Source organism: Corynebacterium sphenisci DSM 44792, from assembly GCF_001941505.1.
Classification (GTDB): domain Bacteria; phylum Actinomycetota; class Actinomycetes; order Mycobacteriales; family Mycobacteriaceae; genus Corynebacterium; species Corynebacterium sphenisci.
The window spans coordinates 2,518,558-2,535,568 of record NZ_CP009248.1; the positions used below are offsets into that span (position 1 = coordinate 2,518,558).

16 protein-coding genes are annotated in these 17,011 nt (G+C 78.1%); 7 read left to right on the top strand and 9 right to left on the bottom strand.

All coding sequences use genetic code 11. The features are described from left to right. Nucleotides 1-29: 29 nt before the first annotated feature. A complete protein-coding gene (locus CSPHI_RS11450; protein ID WP_075693426.1) occupies nt 30-1,256 on the top strand; it encodes an amidase family protein in 1,227 nt (408 codons plus the stop codon). Continuing rightward, entirely contained in the window at nt 1,253-1,960 is a 708-nt protein-coding gene (locus CSPHI_RS11455) for a CPBP family intramembrane glutamic endopeptidase (RefSeq protein WP_075693428.1), read from the top strand. Before CSPHI_RS11450 ends, CSPHI_RS11455 begins: the two co-directional genes overlap by 4 nt. On the opposite strand, the gene CSPHI_RS11460 is transcribed toward CSPHI_RS11455, so the two are convergent. Then, entirely contained in the window at nt 1,917-3,104 is a 1,188-nt protein-coding gene (locus CSPHI_RS11460; RefSeq protein ID WP_084210405.1) for a polysaccharide pyruvyl transferase family protein, read from the bottom strand. The two genes, CSPHI_RS11455 and CSPHI_RS11460, sit on opposite strands and share 44 nt — an antisense overlap. A 23-nt stretch (nt 3,105-3,127) precedes the next feature. Next, nucleotides 3,128-3,901: a fructosamine kinase family protein gene (locus CSPHI_RS11465; protein WP_075693429.1), complete on the bottom strand. Its 774-nt coding sequence runs from the start codon at nt 3,899-3,901 to the stop codon at nt 3,128-3,130. 50 nt (nt 3,902-3,951) lie between these two features. Here CSPHI_RS11465 and CSPHI_RS11470 point away from each other — a divergent pair, with 50 nt between their 5' ends. Further along, a complete protein-coding gene (locus tag CSPHI_RS11470; protein ID WP_075693431.1) occupies nt 3,952-5,364 on the top strand; it encodes an LCP family protein in 1,413 nt (470 codons plus the stop codon). Here the strand turns inward: CSPHI_RS11470 and CSPHI_RS11475 are convergent. From CSPHI_RS11475 to CSPHI_RS11495, 5 genes are all read right to left on the bottom strand, one after another. Beyond that, nucleotides 5,361-6,278 (bottom strand): DUF5926 family protein, encoded by a 918-nt coding sequence (locus CSPHI_RS11475; protein WP_084210406.1) that lies wholly within the window; start codon nt 6,276-6,278, stop codon nt 5,361-5,363. The genes CSPHI_RS11470 and CSPHI_RS11475 overlap by 4 nt on opposite strands. 11 nt (nt 6,279-6,289) lie before the next feature. After that, nucleotides 6,290-7,039 carry a glycerophosphodiester phosphodiesterase gene (locus tag CSPHI_RS11480; protein WP_075693435.1) on the bottom strand — a complete coding sequence of 250 codons (750 nt, stop codon included), beginning with the start codon at nt 7,037-7,039 and terminating at the stop codon, nt 6,290-6,292. Further along, complete coding sequence (locus CSPHI_RS11485) at nt 7,039-7,743, bottom strand: hypothetical protein (protein ID WP_075693437.1); 705 nt, start codon at nt 7,741-7,743, stop codon at nt 7,039-7,041. The genes CSPHI_RS11480 and CSPHI_RS11485 overlap by 1 nt, the downstream gene beginning before the upstream one ends. Further along, nucleotides 7,740-9,635, bottom strand: a complete 1,896-nt coding sequence (locus CSPHI_RS11490; protein ID WP_075693439.1) for a pyruvate kinase — start codon at nt 9,633-9,635, stop codon at nt 7,740-7,742. Before CSPHI_RS11490 ends, CSPHI_RS11485 begins: the two co-directional genes overlap by 4 nt. Before the next feature lie 133 nt (nt 9,636-9,768). Next, complete coding sequence (locus CSPHI_RS11495) at nt 9,769-10,740, bottom strand: L-lactate dehydrogenase (RefSeq protein WP_075693441.1); 972 nt, start codon at nt 10,738-10,740, stop codon at nt 9,769-9,771. Between the two features lie 185 nt (nt 10,741-10,925). Here CSPHI_RS11495 and CSPHI_RS11500 point away from each other — a divergent pair, with 185 nt between their 5' ends. Together CSPHI_RS11500 and CSPHI_RS11505 are read left to right on the top strand one after the other, a co-directional pair. Continuing rightward, nucleotides 10,926-12,713, top strand: a complete 1,788-nt coding sequence (locus tag CSPHI_RS11500; protein ID WP_084210407.1) for an alpha/beta-hydrolase family protein — start codon at nt 10,926-10,928, stop codon at nt 12,711-12,713. Nucleotides 12,714-12,775: 62 nt separating this feature from the next. Further along, the gene (locus CSPHI_RS11505) at nt 12,776-12,973 is read left to right on the top strand and encodes an antitoxin (RefSeq protein ID WP_075693443.1); all 198 of its coding nucleotides are present in this window, start codon (nt 12,776-12,778) and stop codon (nt 12,971-12,973) included. On the opposite strand, the gene msrA is transcribed toward CSPHI_RS11505, so the two are convergent. Then, on the bottom strand, nt 12,970-13,626 hold the full coding sequence (gene msrA / locus CSPHI_RS11510) for a peptide-methionine (S)-S-oxide reductase MsrA (RefSeq protein WP_075693445.1): 657 nt from the start codon (nt 13,624-13,626) through the stop codon (nt 12,970-12,972). The genes CSPHI_RS11505 and msrA overlap by 4 nt on opposite strands. A 146-nt stretch (nt 13,627-13,772) precedes the next feature. Here msrA and CSPHI_RS11515 point away from each other — a divergent pair, with 146 nt between their 5' ends. After that, nucleotides 13,773-14,378, top strand: coding sequence for a superoxide dismutase (locus CSPHI_RS11515; RefSeq protein WP_075693447.1), 606 nt, complete (start codon nt 13,773-13,775; stop codon nt 14,376-14,378). Between the two features lie 119 nt (nt 14,379-14,497). After that, complete coding sequence (locus CSPHI_RS11520; RefSeq protein ID WP_075693449.1) at nt 14,498-15,334, top strand: crotonase/enoyl-CoA hydratase family protein; 837 nt, start codon at nt 14,498-14,500, stop codon at nt 15,332-15,334. On the opposite strand, the gene CSPHI_RS11525 is transcribed toward CSPHI_RS11520, so the two are convergent. Then, entirely contained in the window at nt 15,297-16,907 is a 1,611-nt protein-coding gene (locus CSPHI_RS11525; protein ID WP_075693451.1) for a TM0106 family RecB-like putative nuclease, read from the bottom strand. The genes CSPHI_RS11520 and CSPHI_RS11525 overlap by 38 nt on opposite strands. Nucleotides 16,908-17,011 lie beyond the last annotated feature (104 nt).

The following is a 17,011-nucleotide window of genomic DNA, read 5'->3' on the forward strand; positions in this document are numbered from 1 at the left end:
CCAGCCTAAGGGCCGGATACCATCCGTGCATGACCCGGGCCCGCACCCTGCTCCGCCGGATCGCCGCCGGGGAGCTCCCCGCCGCCGCGGCGGCCGCCGCGGCGCTGGCCGCCGCCGACGGCGACCCCCGCGCCACCGGGGTCGCCACCTGCCTGGGCGAGCGCGCCCTGGACCGGGCCCGCGCCCTCGACGCCCGCGGCGGCGGCGGGGATCTGGCGGGGCTGCCGGTGGCGGTGAAGGATCTGCTGCCGATCGCCGGGGTGGCCTGCACCCTCGGCTCGGCGCGGCTCACCCACCGCCCGGCCGCGCACCATCCGGAGGTCGCCGCGCTGCTCGCCCGGGGCGCGGTGCCGGTGGCCACCACCGCCACCGCCGAGGTCGGCGCCACCGCCTACACCGAGCCCACCGGCCTGGCGGCCCCGGACAACCCGATCGCGCCCGGGCGCACCCCGGGCGGGTCCTCCGGGGGCTCGGCGGTGGCGGTGGCCGCCGGGGTGGTGCCCGCGGCGCTGGGCACCGACGGCGGCGGCTCCATCCGGGTGCCGGCCGCCGCCTGCGGGGTGGCCGGGCTGAAACCCGCCCACGACACCGCCGGCGGGGCGCTGGCCGCCACCGGCTTCCTCGCCCGGGATCTCGCGGATCTCGCGGTGCTGCACCGGCTGCCCGCCCCCCGCCCGGGGCGGCGCCGGCTGCGGGTGGGGCTGCGGCTGACCGGGCTGCAGGATCCGGTGCGCGCCGGGGGTCGCTGGGCGGCCGCCGCCCGGGCGGCGGCGGACGCCCTCGCCGACGCCGGCCACGAGGTGGTGGAGCTGCCCGCGCCCTATCCGGCGGACTGGGCCGCCGGGCTCTTCGCGGACACCATCACCGCCGCCCTGGCCGGGCTGCCGGAGCGCGACTACGCGCCGATGACCCGCTGGTTGCGCGAACGCGGCGCCGCGGTGGGCCCGGCGCGGCGGGCGCGGTGCCTGGCCGACCGGGCGGGGCTGCCGGAGGCGGTGCGCCGGCGGTGGCCGGTGGATGTCGCGCTCACCCCCACCCTGGCCCACGATCCGCCGCCGATCGGCTACTTCGCGGGGCTGGGCCACGCGGCGGATTTCGCGGCGCAGACCCGGTGGACCCCCTTCTGCTCCCTGTGGAACCTCACCGGCTGGGCGGCGCTGTCGCTGCCCTTCGGCGGGGCCTCGGTGCATCTCGGCGCGGTGCGCGCGGGCGCCGCCGAACTGCTCGATCTCGGCGCCGTGCTGGAGCGGCGATGAGCCGGCGGCTGCTGCGCGCGGAGCTGGCCCTGCTGCTGGCGGCGACCTTCGGGGCCGCGGCGGTGCGCGCGGTGCTGCAGCTGGCCGGGGTGCTCGCCGGCGGGGCCCTCGGCGCGCAGCCGGTGGCGCTCAACGAGGCCCTGGCCGAGGGGCCCTGGCTGAACCTGGGCCTGCAGCTCACCCGGGCGGCCGCCCTGGCCGCCTGGGGCGGGCTGGCCTGGCTGCTGCTGGCCCGGGACGGTGTCCGGGGCGTGCCCGGCCGGCCCCGGCGCGGCGACGCCGCGGCCGCGGCGGGCCTGGCCGCGCTGATCGGGATCCCGGGGCTGGGCCTGTACCTGGCGGGGCTGGCCCTGGGCCTGGGCCGGCCGGTGGATCCGGCGGCGATGGGGGTGGGCGCGGCGACGGTGGCGCCGCTGCTGGCCCTGGCCGCCGCCAACGCCGTGGCCGAGGAGCTGGTGGTGGTGGGCTGGCTGATCACCCGGCTGGGCCAGCTGGGCCGCTCCCCGGCGGCGGCGCTGGCGGCCTCGGCGGCGCTGCGCGGGGCCTACCACCTCTACCAGGGACCCACCGCCGGGGTCGGCAACCTCGTCATGGGGGCGGTCTTCGCCGCCTGGTTCCTGCGCACCCGCCGGCTGTGGCCCCTGGTGGGGGCGCATTTCCTCATCGACGCGGTGGCCTTCCTCGGCGCCGGGCTGCTCGGCTGAGCGGCCCCCGGCGCGGGTAGATCCGCTCCGCCAGGGCGGTTTTCGCCGCCTCCGCGGCCCGCGCCGCCGCGGGGTCGAACCCGGGCCCGGGCCGCGCCGGCGCCCGGCCGTCGACCACCGGCCAGCCGGAGCCGGCGGCGGCCACCGCGCCATGCTTCACCGCGTAGTAGCCCCCGGCGTGCACGTCCAGGGCCACCCCGGCCGCGCCGCGGGCGGCGGCCACCAGATGCGGGTGGTAGCGGGTGCTCAGCCAGCGCTGCCCGGGGCGGGCCGGCAGCCCGTGCGCGAGCAGCTCCGGGAAGCCGACGATCCGGGCCCCGGCGGCGAGATCCGGGGCGGCGGCGGCGATCTCCCGCCACACCACCAGGTCCACGTCCGGGATGCACTCCAGCACCGCCAGGTCCTCCCCGGAGACCCCCCAGTCCCGCAGGATGGCCAGGATCCGCCCCGCCAGCGCCGCCGGATCGCCCTCGGCGAGCAGATCCGCCTGCGCGGCGAGCACCACCGGCCGGGCCCGGGACGCGCCCAGCCCGGCCGGGCCGGCGGCCAGCCCCAGCCAGGCGTCGTCGCCGGTCGCCGAGGCACCCGCCGGGACCAGCGCCCGGGAGGGCCCGTCGCGCACGTCCACCAGGTCGAACCGCGGCCACACCCCGGCCAGCGCGGCGGCGAGGGACTCCCCGGGGACGAGCCCCTGCCCGGTGGCCACCCGGGTGCGGCCGAGCTCCCCGGCGGTGGCGAGCACCGCGGCGTGGGCGGGCCAGAGATCGTTGATCCACCCCCCGCCGAGGACGTGCACCACCTCCGCCCGGCGCGCCCAGTCCAGGTTCACCGCCACCTGGGCGAAGATCGACGGGTCGGCGAGGATCGCCCGGGCCCGGGCCACCGCGGCGGCCGGGTCGCCGCCGGCGTCCGCGGCGGCGCGCACCCCCACCCGGAAGGTGGTGTCCACCGCGAGCAGCCCGGGGTGCTCCCCGCGGTGCAGCGCGGCGGCCACCCCGGGGGTGTGGCAGTCCAGCACCACCCGGGCCCGCGGCCGGCGCCGGGCGAGGAAGCGCAGCCAGGCCGAGACGATGAGCTCATCGCCGTAGTTGGGGTGCCCGGAGGGCGCGATCAGGTGGATGAGCTCCCGCTGCGGTGCCGGCATGCGCCCCAGCCTAGGCGGGGCGCTCAGACCAGGGCCCGGGCCAGGCGCAGGGCGTGCCCGGCGTAGCCCCCGCCGAAGAGCACCGCGTGCATCAGCACCGGGTACAGCTGGTGCAGCCCCACCCGGCGCTCCCGGCCGGGCGGCAGCGGGTGCGCCTCCCGGTAGCCGCCGAGGATGGCGTCCAGGTGCGGGGCGCCGAAGAGCTCCAGCATCGCCAGATCCGACTCCCGGTGCCCGCCGTGGGCGGCCGGGTCGATGAGCACCGCGCCGCGGCGATCCCACATGAGGTTGCCGGACCACAGGTCCCCGTGCACCCGGGCCGGGGGATCGTCGTCGTCGAAGTCCCCGGCGAGCAGCCGCCGCGCCACCGCATCGAAGACGGCGCGCTCGGCGGGGCCGTAGACCCCGTCCAGCGCGGCCAGCGCCGGGGCGAGCCGATCGGCGGCGTAGAACTCCCCGAAGCGGGCCCGGGGGTGCAGCGGCAGCGGCCGGGGGTCGGCGAGCGGCCCGAAGAACCCGGGCCCGGACCAGCCCGGCGGCGGGGCGCCGAAGGCCGGCGCGCCCGCGTCGTGGGTGGCGGCCAGCGCCGCCCCGAAGGCCGCCGCCGCGGCCCGGTCCGGGGCGGCGGGGCGGATCCGCTCCAGCAGCAGCTCCTCGGGCCCGACGCCGAGCACCCGGGCCACCCGGGCGCCGCCGGTGGCGCTGGCCTGCCCCAGCCAGCGCAGGCCGGCGGCCTCGCAGTCGAAGAACCCGGCCGGTGCGCCGGGGCGGGTCTTGCGGTGGATCTCCTCGGCCATGGCCCCAGCGTAGGCCCGTGGGGCGGCCCCATCTCCTATTGTCTACAGGCATGAGCGACACCCCCCGGCCCGCCGACGGCGGCGACTACGTGCTCGATGCGCAGGGCCGCCCCCGCCTGGACCGCTTCGGCCGGCCGATCCGGCGCAGGCCGGCGCGGCCGGCGCCGCCGGCCGGGGGCGCGGGGCAGGGCCCGCAGTGGGAGCGCCCGCTGCGCGGGGAGCGGCCGGGGACGCCCGAACCGCGGCGGCGCCCGGAGCGCCCGGATCCCCCGGAGCGGGATCCGCGGCTGGACCCGGATCGGATCCGGCGCCGCGCCGCCGCCGAGCGCGCCGCCGCGGACCGCGCCGCGGGGGCGCACCGGCTGCCCCGGCAGCCGCGCGGGGCCCGGCCGGCCGCGGCCGGGCGGACCCGGGCGATGCCGGCGCAGCCGGCGCCCGCGGCGCGCGCCCAGCACGCCGACCCGCGCTTCCCCCCGCCCGGCTACCGGCCGCCCGCCCCGCCGCCGCCCCCGCGGGGCCGCCGCGGCCGGGGCCCGGCGCCGAAGCCCCGGCGGCGCCGGCCCGGCTGCCTGCGCCGGCCGGTGCGCACCCTGGCGCTGCTGCTGGTGCTGCTGGTGCTCGCCGCCTTCGCGGTGGTGGAGCTGCGCCTGCAGCGCACCGAGGTCTTCGCCGATCTGGCGGATCGGCCGGGCCGCAGCGCCGCGTCGAACTGGCTGCTGGTCGGCTCCGATTCCCGGGCCGGGATGAGCGAGGAGGAGAACGCCGCCCTGGCCGCCGGCGGGGGGATCGAGGGCCAGCGCACCGACGCGATCCTGATCGCGCACATCCCCCTCATCGGGGAACCCACCCTGGTGTCCATCCCCCGGGACTCCTATGTGGAGGTGCCCGGCTACGGGATGGACAAGATCAACGCCGCCTTCGCCTACGGCGGGGCCCCGCTGCTGGTGGAGACCGTGGAGCGGGCCACCGGGGTGCGCATCGACCACTACGCGGAGATCGGCTTCGGCGGCTTCGCCCGCGTCGTCGACGCCGCCGGCGGGATCGAGCTGTGCCCGGAGGAGGCGATCGACGATCCGCTGGCCGGGCTGGACGTGCCCGCCGGCTGCGGCGACTACGACGGGGCGGCCGCCCTGGGCTACGTGCGCACCCGCTCCACCGCGGGCGGGGACCTGGACCGGGTGGCCCGGCAGCGCGAGTTCCTCGCCGCGCTGACCACCCGGCTGCGCTCCCCGGGGGTGCTGCTCAACCCGCTGCGCCTGGTGCCCACCCTGGGCGCGGCCACGACGGCGGTGACCGTCGGCGACGGGGATCACTCCTGGCACCTGGCCTGGCTGCTCGGCCGGCTGGCGCTGGGCTCGGCCTCGGAGACGGTGCCGGTCGGCGGGGCGATGACGGTCGACGTCGGCGATGTGCTGCTCTGGGACGAGCAGGCCGCCGCCGACCTGTTCCGCCGGATCCGCTAGGTCAGGGTCACCTGCCGGGAGAGGATCGTCTCCCGGGATTTCCGGCCCGCCGCGTCCAGGGGGCCGGTTTCCGCCAGGGCGGCGGCGATCCGCCGCTCGCCGGCGGCGACGGCCGCCGCCCAGGAGTCGGCGGGGGCGTCCCGGTCGACGTCCCACACCGGCACCAGCACCCCGGCGACCCGGAACACCCCGGCGAACTTGGTGCCCTCGCCGAGGCTGAGGTGGTCCGCGGCGTGCACCCGGGCCAGCGCGTCGAGCAGCGCCGCCGGGTCCTCGGGGCGCACCCAGCGCAGATGCGCCCGCTCGCCCGGGTCGGCCCACCACACCGCGCCGGGGACCTCGGCAGCGACCCGGTGCGCCGGCACGATCGCCTCCGCGGCGGCCCGGATCTCCGGGCCCGCAGCGGCGGCGTCGGCGCCGGGGGGCAGCCACCAGGCGAAGTCCCCGTGCACCTCGATCGCCGCGGGGTCGACGCCGGTGAGCAGCTCCGCCAGGGCGGGGGCGGCCCCGGTCACCGCGGAGTCGAGCACCTCCCCGTCGCCGGCGGCGCGCGCCCAGTCCAGGGCGCGGGCCAGGTCCGCGGCGGCGTCGGTGGAGCGGTCCCGGGTCTGCAGCGCCACCAGGGCGCCGCCGCCGTGCTCGGCGGCGCGGGTCACCGCCGCGCCGCCGCCGGGCAGCACGGTGCACAGCCGGATGCCCCGCTCCGCCCCGGCGACCTCCACCGGGGCGGTGGCGGAGGAGACGAATTCGCGCAGCGCGATGAGGTCCGCCTCGGCGGGCACGCCGGCGAAGGGCCGGGGGTTGCCGGCGAGCCGGGCGCGTTCGGCGGCCCGGGCGGCGAGCTTGGCCTGGCGGCGGCTCATCCCGGCCGGCGGGGTGTCATGTGCTCGGTTCTTCCGTGATTTCTTTCCCACGGCCCCACAACCTACCGGCTGGACCGGCCCCGCGTGCCCGGCGCGCCCCGGCGCAGCACCGCCCGCGCCCGGTCCGGGAAGTCGGTGGCCAGCCAGCGCACCCCGGCGGCGGCGGCGAACTCCACGTCCGCGTCGCCCCGGGCGAGCCAGCTGTAGCGCAGATCCGGCACCCGCCGGGTGCGCACCGGGTCGCGGCGGGCGCCGCGCAGATTCACGCCCAGGTGGGTGGGCCGGGCCAGCGCCCGGCGCAGCCCGGATCGGGTCCCGGCGGGCCGGTCGACCAGCTGGATCCGGTCCAGGCCGGGCAGCAGCCGGCCGAGCGCGGCCACCGAGGCCGGGGCGAAGCTCATCAGCCGCAGCCGCGGATCCCGGGCCAGGCCGCGGGCCCGGAGCCGGTCGGCGAGGGCGCGCTCCAGGGCGGTGCCGCGGCCCGGGTCGGGTTTGGTCTCCACGAACAGGCCGAGCCGCGGATGGTCCAGGGCGAAGTCGAGCAGCTCCTCGAACTCGAGCACCGGCTGGGGGTGGCCGGGGGCGCCCGCGTCGAACCGGCGCAGCCGGTCCAGGGTGAGCCGGCGCACCGCCCCGGTGCCGTCGGTGGTGCGGTCCACGGTGCGGTCGTGGATGCACACCAGGTGCCCGTCGGCGGTGAGCCGGACATCGCATTCGACCCCGTCGGCGCCCTGCTCCACGGCCATCGCGTAGGCGAGCAGGGTGTGCTCCGGGAACTCCCCGGAGGCGCCGCGGTGCGCGATGATCTCCATCACCGGCCCTCCCCGCCGCGGATGATGAGATCCCCGACGCCGTCGTCGAGGGGCGGCTCCAGCACCACCCGGCCGCGGGGCCGGGCCGCCGGGTCCGCGCCGCGGGCCCAGAAGGGCCGCGGACCCGCCGGCGGCGGCGCCGCGGCGGGCAGCCGGCGCGCCGGGACGGCGGTCAGGGCCCGCTCCAGGGCGGCGCCGGCCAGCGCCAGGGCCAGCGCGGCGCAGCCGACGAGCAGATCCGCGCGGATCCGCTCCCCGGCGGTGAGGGCGGTGAGCCGGGCCACCGCGGCCACCGGGGCGAGCAGGCAGCCGGCCCACCAGGCCCAGGCCCCGGGGCGGGTGCGCACCCCGGTCTCGGCGAGCACCGCCACCGGGCCGATCAGGTTGAGCGGGGGCAGCAGATGCGCCGCGGTGATCCCGGCGCGGCCGCGGGCCAGCGGCGGCCGGTGCGCCAGGGCCCGGGTGCGCAGGGCGCCGAGCAGGGAGAGCACCGCCACCGCGAGGGTCGCCCCGGCCGCGAGGACGAGGGAGTCGAGCAGCCCGGCGACCGGGGTGAGCAGCACCATGCCGGTGACGTCCCCGCCGGGGGCGCGGTGCGCCCCCCAGGTCGCCGCCGCGGCCAGCGGGGCGAGCAGGGCGAGGGCGCCGCCGATGAGGGCGACCACATGCGCCCGGACATGCGTCCGGAGCTCGGCGTCGATCATCGCCCGGCCCCGTCCCAGGAGCGGATCCGGCGCAGCAGGATCCGGTTCTTCCGCCGGGAGCGGCCCAGCGCCCGGGCGAGATCGTCGAGGGCGGCGATCGCGTCGACGATGAAGGGGCCCTTGTTGAGCATCACGCATTCGGCGCGCAACGCATGGGCGGCGTCGGTGATCTCCGCCCGGGAGGGCAGGCCCCGTTTGGCGAGGGTCTCCAGCACCTGGGTGCCCAGCACCACCGGCATCCGGGCGGCCTGGGCCAGGGCCAGGATCTGCCCGGGCACCTCCCCCATCCGGTCGAAGCCGAGCTCCACGGCCAGGTCCCCGCGGGCGATCATCACGCCCACCTCGTCGCGGGCCATCGCGGCGAGCATGATCCCGGGCAGGTTGCGGAAGCCCGGGATGGTCTCGATCTTCAGGATCAGGCCCAGGTCCCGGGCGCGGGCGGCCAGCTCCGGGCGCCCGGCGCGGTCGTGCTCGGCGGCGAGCTCCCCGAGCACCCCGAGCACATGCGCCACGTCCCCGGGGGTGCGGATGAAGCTCACCGCGGCGATGTCCGCGTGCTCCGCGACGAAACGCAGGTGCTCCGCGTCCTCGGGGGTCAGCGAGGGCAGCGGCAGCGGGGTGTCCGGCAGGTTCACGCCCTTGCCGGCGGCGAGGTTCGCCCCGCCGGGCCGGGCCCGGGTCACCCGCAACACCGCGTCGACATGGCCGCCCGGGGTGCGCTCCAGGCGCTCGACCTCCGCGCCGATGGCGCCGTCGTCGAAGAGCACCGCGTCCCCGGGGCGCAGCGCGCGCACCGCGGCGCCGATGGTGCAGGAGATCCGACCCGGGGCCCCGGGGGCGGCCGGTTCGGCGAGGATCGGCTCATCGGTGAGGTGCAGCAGATCGCCGCGGTGCAGCCGCAGCCGGCGCACCGTGGCCGGGATCCCGCGGGCGGGGGTGGCCTCGTGCTCGTGGCGCAGCAGGGCGCCCTCCGGCACCCAGGCGTTGCGCCGGCCCTCGGCGAGCACCCCGGCCGCGCCGGCGGCGACGACGGTGAACTCCCGGCGCAGGTCCCGGGCGTCGACCAGGCCGATCACGGACCCGGGGCGCAACCGGCCCAGCCAGGCCCGGTCCACCCGCACCGCCAGCGCGGGCCGGCCCGGGGCGGGGGTCTCCGGGGCGGGGGCGGGGTCGGGGTCGCCGGCGGCGGTGAGCCACAGCCGGGCCGGGGCGATGACCCTCCCGGAGTCGTCGCGCAGCACCCGGGCCCGGCCCACCCGGGGCCCCGGGGCGATCGGCCCGGTGCGCAGCTTCGGCCCGGCGAGGTCCATGCTCACCGGGATCTCCCGGCCCACCGCGGCCGCGGCGGCGCGCACGTGGTCGATCATCGCCGCCCAGGCGGCGGGGCCGTCGTGGGCGCAGTTGATCCGGGCCAGGTCCATCCCCGCCTCGGCGAAGCCGCGCACCAGGCCCGGGTCGGTCGCGGCCTCCGCGGGCAGGGTGACCATGATCCGGGCGGGCACCCCGGGCCGCTCGGGGCCGAGCAGCGCCTCCGCATTGGCCTCCAGCACCCGGTCCGCCTCATCGTCGGCGGCGATGATCCCGGCGATGTCGGTGTCCGGGTCCTGCCCGGCCAGCGCCCGCAGCACCGCCCTGGCCAGCCGCAGCCGGCCCCCGGTGAGCGATTCCACCGTGGTCAGGCTGGTCGCGCCGAGATCGTGCAGCCCGTTCTGCAGCCCGCGCACGTCCACCCCGCGCAGGTGCGCGTAGTGCAGCAGGTTCTCCGCGCCCGCGCGGTGCGCGGGCGTGACCCCCGCCAGCGCCGCGGCGTGCTCGGCGGTGACCCGATCCAGCTGGCCGATCAGCTCGTCGAGTTCGGCGATGAGGGGTGCGATGCCCCCGGGTGCGCTCACGCATGCCTCCTTGCCCCGCGGCGTCCGCCGCGGCTCCCACCGCCGATTGTGGCCCGCCGGCGGCGGCGGGGGCACCCCCGGGGCGGCCCCCGCACCGGGCTTTCACCGGGGATTCACCCGGGGTTGGCGCGGGCTACGCCCCCGCGCCGGATCCGGTGCCCTCCCAGAAGGGGTCCTGCACCTCGCGCAGGGTGGCCACGGAGCGGGCGAAGAGCTCGCGCTCGTGCTCGTCGAGCTCCAGCTCCACCACCCGGCGCACCCCGCGCCGGTTCACCACCGCGGGGGTGCCGATGTAGATGCCCTCCTCCCCGTATTCGCCGCGCAGCAGCGCCGACACCGGCAGCGCGACGTCCTGGTTCTGCAGGATGGCGCGGGTGATCCGGGCCAGGCCCATGCCGATCCCGTAGGAGGTGGAGCCCTTGGCGTCGATGATCTCGTAGGCGGCGTCGCGGGTGCGCACGAAGATGTCCTCCAGCTCGCCCTGGAGCTCCGGGTTCTCCGCCAGCCGGGCGGCCAGGCCCACCCCGGCGATGTTCGCCGCGGAGAGCACCGGCAGCTCGGAGTCGCCGTGCTCGCCGATGATGTAGGCGTGCACGCTCATCGGGGAGACCTCGAAGTACTCGCCGAGCATGTAGCGGAACCGGGCGGTGTCCAGCACGGTGCCGGAGCCGATCACCCGGTGCGCGGGCAGCCCGGAGAAGCGCCAGGTGGCGTGGGCGAGGATGTCCACCGGGTTGGTGGCCACGAGCAGGATGCCGTCGAAGCCGGAGGCCATCACCTCGTCGACGATGCCGCGGAAGATCCGCATGTTCTTGTCCACCAGGTCCAGGCGGGTCTCGCCGGGCTTCTGGGCGGCGCCGGCGCAGATGCACACGATGGCGGCGTCCGCGCAGTCGGCGTAGCTGCCGCGGGTGACCCGGGTGCGCGAGGGCGCCCAGACCACCCCGTGGTTGAGGTCCATGACATTGCCGAGGGTCTTGCGCTCGTCGATGTCGATGATGGCCAGGTGGTCGGCGATGCCCTGGTTGACCAGGGCGTAGGAGTAGGCGACGCCGACGTCGCCGGCTCCGATCAGGACGACCTTGTTGCCCACGGAGAGCTTCACGGGGTTCCCTTCCGGGCGCGGGCGCACCGGTTCCCGTCACCCCGGCCATGCCCGTTCATGCCCTGTTAATACGGTTTCATCTTCCGATTCTGCCCGGTCGGGCCGGTGTCGGCCAGGTCCGGGACTGTGAGAACGGACACGGGGGATCCGGGCCCGCCCGGGGCGGGCTCTGCCATAGTTGGGGCATGTCATCCTGGGGCTCCCTGAGCCGGCGGTCCGGCCGGGCCGCGGCCTCCGCCGCGGGCTGGACGCTGCGCGCCTCCGGGCCGCTGGCCCGCCGCCCGCTGGCCGCCCCCGGCCTGCTCGGCGCGGAAATCGCCTCCTGGGCCGCGTTCACCCCCTCGCTCATCCCCCGGCCCTGGCCCTCCACTGCGATGACCACCTTCTCCGCCCAGGTCAGCGGGCATATCGTGGGGGTGGCCGCCGGGGTCGCCGCCCGCGCCGCGGGCCGGCGGCTGTTCCCCCGGGCCACCCGGGCCGCGCGGCGCCGGCCGCGCACCCGGGATGCGGTGGCGCTGGCCGCGCATGCCGCGATGAGCGCGGTGACGGTGGGGGTGTGGCTGCGCTCCATCGGCCACCAGCGCACCATCGCCGCCCTGGTCGGCTACGACGAGCTCGCCTCGGCCCGGGCGCAGCTCGGCGGCACCGCCGCCGGCACCGCCGCCTTCCTGGCCACCCGGGCCGCGGCGGTGGGCGTGGAGCGGGTGCACGGCGGGCTCACCGGGCTGCTGCGCCGCCGGCTGCCCCGGGGCCTGGCCCCGGCCGCCGCCGGCGCCCTGGTCGCCGCCGCCCTGGCCCCGCCGCTGGATCTGCTCGTGGTGCGCCGGGCCATCGGCCGGGTGTCCCGCCGCGCGGCCCGGCTGAACATGCGGGTGCTGCCCGGCCGGGTGCAGCCCTGGGAGCCCTCCCGCTCGGGCAGCCCCTGGTCCCTGGAGCCCTGGCACGCCCTCGGCGCCCAGGGCCGGGCCTTCGTCGCCGACGGGCCCCGGGCCCGGGACATCGCCGCGGTGGTCGGCGCCGATCCCCGCGATGTCCGGGAGCCGATCCGGCTCTACGCGGGCCGGGTGCCCGGGCGCACCCTGGCCGCGCAGACCGAGCTCATCATCCGGGAGCTGCACCGCACCGGGGCCTTCCGGCGCGGGCACCTGGTGGTGCACACCTCCACCGGCACCGGCTGGGTGCCGGAGTGGGCGCCGGCGGCGGTGGAGTTCCTCACCCGCGGCGACTGCGCCCAGGTGTCCCTGCAGTACTCGGATCTGCCCTCCCCGGTGGCCTGGCTCACCGACCGGGAGAGCCCCCTGGCCGCCGGGGCGGCCCTGTTCGACCGGGTGCGCGAGGAATGGGCCCGGCTGCCCGCCGACGCCCGGCCGATGCTCATCGCCGCCGGGGAGTCCCTGGGCGCGATCGGCGGCCAGGGCGCCTTCGCGGATCCGGCGGATCTGCTGGCCCGGGTGGACGGGGCGGTGTGGTCGGGCAGCCCCCCGTACGCCCCGATCCGCCGGGAGCTCACCCGGCGCCGGGATCCGGGTTCCCCGGAGATCGCCCCGGTGGTCGACGGGGGCGCGCACCACCGCTTCGCCACCCGCCCGGAGGAGCTGTGGGAGTCCATCGACGGTGAGGCGCTGGGGCACTGGGCCCGGCCCCGGGTGGCCTGGCTGCAGCACGCCTCGGATCCGATCGTGTGGTGCGAGACCCCGCTGGCCTGGCGGCGGCCGGACTGGCTGCGCGAGCGCCGCGGCCGGGACGTGATCACCGCGATGCGCTGGTGGCCGCTGGTCACCTTCTGGCAGGTGCTCGTCGACGGGCTGACCAGCGTCGCCGTCGGCGACGGGCACGGGCACCGCTACGAGGAGGAGATGCTGCCCGCCTTCGCCGCGGTGCTCGGCGCCGAGTTCGACGCCGACCGGGGCGGGGCGGCGGGGGTGCGCTTCGCCCGCGCCGCGCGGTGGATCCGGCGCAACTCGGTGGGGTGAGCGCCCCCGGGCGCTACCCTGGGCCGCGCACATCCGACCTCTACCCCGAAGGAGACACCCGCATGGGCTTCCTCGACAAGGCCAAGCAGTTCGCGTCCGAGAACCCCGACAAGGTCAAGCAGGGCCTGGACAAGGCCGCCGACGCCGTCAACGAGCGCACCGGCGGCAAGTACGCCGACAAGATCGACAAGGCCACCGAGGTGGCCTCCGACAAGCTCGGCGGCGAGGCCCCGGCCGCGGAGGACGAGGGGCGCGCCTAGTCCCCGCAGGACACCCCGGTGGCGTGCACCGGGCAGTACCCGCCCGGATTCGCGGCGAGGTACTGCTGGTGCGCCTCCTCGGCGAGGAAGAACCGCCCCGCCGGGGTGTCCCCGAGCAGGCGCAGCTCCGTGGTGGGCGCGCCGAACCCGCGCTCCCGCAGGCGCGCGCCGTAGTCCCCGACCATGGCACGCGCCTGCGCCAGGTCCTCCTCCGCATGCGCGTAGATCGCGGACCGGTACTGGGTGCCCACGTCGGCGCCCTGCCGGTGGCCCTGGGTGGGATCGTGGTTCTCCAGCATGACGGCCAGCACCCGGCGCAGCGGCAGCCGGGCCGGGTCGTAGACCACCCGCACCACCTCGGCATGCCCGGTGCGGCCGGTGCACACCTCCCGGTAGGTGGGGTTGGCCGTGTAGCCCCCGGCGTAGCCCACCGCGGTGGACTCCACCCCCGCGAGGCCCCAGAAGAGCTTCTCCGCGCCCCAGAAGCAGCCCATGCCGAGGAAGATCTCGGCCTGGCCGGCCCGCCAGGGGCCGGTCAGGGGGGTGCCGAGCACCCGGTGCGGGGGCGGATCGGGCAGCACCGGATGCTCCCCGCCGCGCAGCGCGCGGGCGGGATCGACCATCCGGGGGCGGGGGAAGGGGAAGGGCGCCATGGCCCCATCATCGCCGATCCGCCCCGCCGCGGGGAAGGGCCTGGCTCCTTGCGGAGTCCCGCAATTTACGCACATAAGACTTTGCGTAAATGCCGGGGGTCTGTAACATCGGTGACACATCGCCAACGATCACAGGAGGATCCATCATGGCCATCTACGAACTCCCCGAGCTCGACTACGACTACTCGGCCCTGGAGCCCCATATCTCCGGCGAGATCATGGAGCTGCACCACAGCAAGCACCACCAGAATTACGTCAACGGCGCGAACACCGCGCTGGAGAAGCTGGCCGAGGCCCGCGACAACGACACCATCGGCGGCATCGTCACCGCCGTGTCGAAGGATCTGGCCTTCAACCTCGGCGGGCACACCAACCACTCCATCTTCTGGAAGAACCTCTCCCCCAACGGCGGCGACAAGCCGACCGGGGAGCTCGCCGCGGCGATCGACGACCAGTTCGGCTCCTTCGACAAGTTCGTGGCGCACTTCTCCGCCGCCGCCACCGGGCTGCAGGGCTCCGGCTGGGCCGTGCTCGGCTACGACCACATCGCCGGCCGCCTGGTGATCCAGCAGCTCACCGACCAGCAGGGCAACATCTCCATCAACCTCACCCCGCTGCTCATGCTGGACATGTGGGAGCACGCCTTCTACCTCCAGTACAAGAACGTCAAGGCGGACTACGTGAAGGCCTTCTGGAACGTGGTCAACTGGGCGGACGTCGCCGAGCGCTTCGCCAAGGCCTCCGGCAAGTAGGACCCCCGGCCGCGCCCCGGCACCCGGCGCGGCCCTTCGGGGACGGGACCCGTCGCACCGCGGCCACCGCGGGCGGCGGGTCCCGTTCGCGTACCCGCGGGGCGCACTACACTGCGGTCATGGCAGCCGATCCCGGAACCGTCATCGTCCACCACGAGACCATCGCCGGCGCTCGGGTGGCGGTGGTCACCCTGGACCGGCCGGACAAGCTCAACGCGCTCACCCCGACCATGCTGCGCGGCCTGCCCGCCGCCGCCCGGGAGATCCGCCGCGACCGCACCGTGCGCGCGGTGCTGCTCACCGGCGCCGGGGGCTCCTTCAGCGCCGGCCTGGACTTCGCCGCGACCCTGCGCCGGCCGGCCGCGGTGGCCGCAGGCTTCCTCCCCGGGGCGGACGGGGCGAACCTCTTCCAACGCGCCGCCTGGTGCTGGCGGCGGCTGCCGGTGCCGGTGATCGCCGCGGTCGACGGGCACTGCCTCGGCGGCGGACTGCAGATCGCGCTCGGCGCGGATCTGCGGGTCACCGCCCCCGACGCCCGCTGGTCGGTGCTGGAGGCCCGCTGGGGGCTGGTCCCGGACATGGCCGGGATGCGGCTGCTCGTCGACGCCGTCGGCGCGGGCCGGACCACCTGGCTGGCCATGTCCGCCGCCGAGCTCGACGGCGCCGAGGCCGCCCGAATCGGGCTGGCCACGCATCTGGCCGGCGACGGCGACGCCCAGGCGCTGGCCCGGGAGCTCGCCGCCCGGCTCATCGGCCGCTCCCCGGATCAGCTCGCCGCGGTCAAGCGCCTGCTGCGCCGGGCGCACCGGGGCCCGCGGGCCACCTTCCGCCGGGAGCGGCTGGCCCAGCTGTCCCTGCTGCTGAAGGAGAACACCGCCCGGGCCCGGACCGCCGCCGCGGCCGGGGAGGCGCCCCGGTTCACCCGGCGGGGCGCCCCGCTGCGGCGCCGGCGCTGACCGGGGCCGGCAGATCCGCGCCATGCGGCAGCACCCGGCTGGCCTCCCCGCCCAGCCAGTCCCGGATCACCGCCATGGAGCGGCAGTCGTCGGCGTTGTAGCGCAGCAGCGTCGCCCGCGCCGCGGCCGCGTCCCCCGGCGCGATCCCCGCGGCCACCCGGTAGAAGGCCAGGGAGCCCTCCCCGCCGGCCTCCGGATCCCGCCAGCGGAACCCCGCCCAGGGGGCGACCTGCTTCAGGCCCAGCCCGCCCGGCGCGAGCAGCTGGGTCCGGGTTACCCGGAACAGATCCACCCACTGCGCCGAGCCCAGCAGGGCGTCCACCTCCGCGCGGGTGGGCGCGGTCACCGGCCCGTCGGGGCCGTCGAAGCGGCGCCCGCCGAAGGCGGCGGCCGACTGGCGCAGCCACCGGTTCTCCGCCTCCGCCGCCCAGCAGTAGGCGGCGAAGCTGCGCCCGCTCGCCGCCGCCTGCCGGCGCAGCCCGCTCAACCAGGCCCAGAACCGGGCGAAGGCGGCGCCGAGGGCCTCCTCCGCGCCGCGCGCCCCGGGGGCGGCCCAGCTGACGAAGGGCCGGTAGCCCCCGGCGGTCCACGCCCCCCACAGGTAGGGCCCCGCCCCCGGGTAGGCCTCCACGTCCACATCGACCTCCACCGCCGCCCGGGGCGCCGCGGTCACCGGCACCCGGCGCACCGCCGGGATCCCGGCGACCGCCGCCCGGGCCAGCCAGGCGGCCTCCCCGGCGCCCTCCGCCCCGGCCAGGGCGCGCACCGTGCCGATGCCGCGCGCCCGCAGCCGATCCGCCCGGTCCCCGGGCAGCACCAGGGAAATGTCGTCGGCGGCGCGCAGCCGCGCCTCGCAGGCCGCCCGCCAGCGGCAGCCCCGGCACTGGCGCACCCGCCGCGGCGGCGGCACCACGCCCGCGGCGAGGCCGGCGGCGACCTCGGCGACGGCGCCCCGGGCCCGCCGGTAGGCCCCGATCCGCGGTGCCGCGGCGGCCACCGCCAGCGCCGACCGCTCCGCGCCGAGCACCCCGACCAGCCCGCAGCCGGCGCCGAGGGCGTCCAGCGCGGCGGCGGCCTGGCCGAGCGCGACCGCGTCGGCGCGGCGCTCGCGCACCCGCAGCGCGGGCCGCTCCGCCACCCGCCGGGCCGGCTCCGGCGCGGCCAGCGCGGCCAGGTCCAGCACCCGGGCGGCGGCGGTGCCGCCGCCGCGGCGCGGGGCGAGCACCGCATGCCCGGTGACCCGCACCGGCAGATAGCCGTGCGGGCCCGCCCAGCGCACCAGGGCCTCGACCCGGGCCCGCTCCGGCACGCCGGCGTCGCCGGGCATCGGCAGCACCGCGTCGAGGATGAGCGGGGCGCCGGCGGCGATCGCCTCCAGGGTGGCCAGATCCGCGTCCGGGCCGGGGTCGATCCGGGTGGCCCCGGCCGGCCAGTGCGGCGCCGGGGGCCGCCGCGCCGGATCCGGCGGGGCCGCCGGCGGGGCGGGATCGCCGCGCAGGATCCGCGCCATCCGGTGCCGGCAGCCGAGGAGATCCGGGCCGGTGAACGCCTCGATGCGGGTATCCTCGTCCATCACAGTGCCCACCAGCCTAACCCCGGCCCACCCGGCCGGTAGCCTGGTGGGCGACCGCGGCAGCCGAAGCCTGTGCGCGGGCGACGCGAACAGACGGCAGAACA

Bases quoted from the DNA above. Each gene is read 5' to 3' on its own strand.
- CSPHI_RS11500 (WP_084210407.1), top strand. From the start codon at position 10,926: ATGTCATCCTGGGGCTCCCTGAGCCGGCGGTCCGGCCGGGCCGCGGCC.
- CSPHI_RS11525 (WP_075693451.1), bottom strand. From the start codon at position 16,907: ATGGACGAGGATACCCGCATCGAGGCGTTCACCGGCCCGGATCTCCTC.
- CSPHI_RS11485 (WP_075693437.1), bottom strand. From the start codon at position 7,743: ATGATCGACGCCGAGCTCCGGACGCATGTCCGGGCGCATGTGGTCGCC.
- CSPHI_RS11520 (WP_075693449.1), top strand. From the start codon at position 14,498: ATGGCAGCCGATCCCGGAACCGTCATCGTCCACCACGAGACCATCGCC.
- msrA (WP_075693445.1), bottom strand. From the start codon at position 13,626: ATGGCGCCCTTCCCCTTCCCCCGCCCCCGGATGGTCGATCCCGCCCGC.
- CSPHI_RS11460 (WP_084210405.1), bottom strand. From the start codon at position 3,104: ATGCCGGCACCGCAGCGGGAGCTCATCCACCTGATCGCGCCCTCCGGG.
- CSPHI_RS11470 (WP_075693431.1), top strand. From the start codon at position 3,952: ATGAGCGACACCCCCCGGCCCGCCGACGGCGGCGACTACGTGCTCGAT.
- CSPHI_RS11450 (WP_075693426.1), top strand. From the start codon at position 30: ATGACCCGGGCCCGCACCCTGCTCCGCCGGATCGCCGCCGGGGAGCTC.
- CSPHI_RS11480 (WP_075693435.1), bottom strand. From the start codon at position 7,039: ATGGAGATCATCGCGCACCGCGGCGCCTCCGGGGAGTTCCCGGAGCAC.
- CSPHI_RS11515 (WP_075693447.1), top strand. From the start codon at position 13,773: ATGGCCATCTACGAACTCCCCGAGCTCGACTACGACTACTCGGCCCTG.
- CSPHI_RS11465 (WP_075693429.1), bottom strand. From the start codon at position 3,901: ATGGCCGAGGAGATCCACCGCAAGACCCGCCCCGGCGCACCGGCCGGG.
- CSPHI_RS11505 (WP_075693443.1), top strand. From the start codon at position 12,776: ATGGGCTTCCTCGACAAGGCCAAGCAGTTCGCGTCCGAGAACCCCGAC.
- CSPHI_RS11455 (WP_075693428.1), top strand. From the start codon at position 1,253: ATGAGCCGGCGGCTGCTGCGCGCGGAGCTGGCCCTGCTGCTGGCGGCG.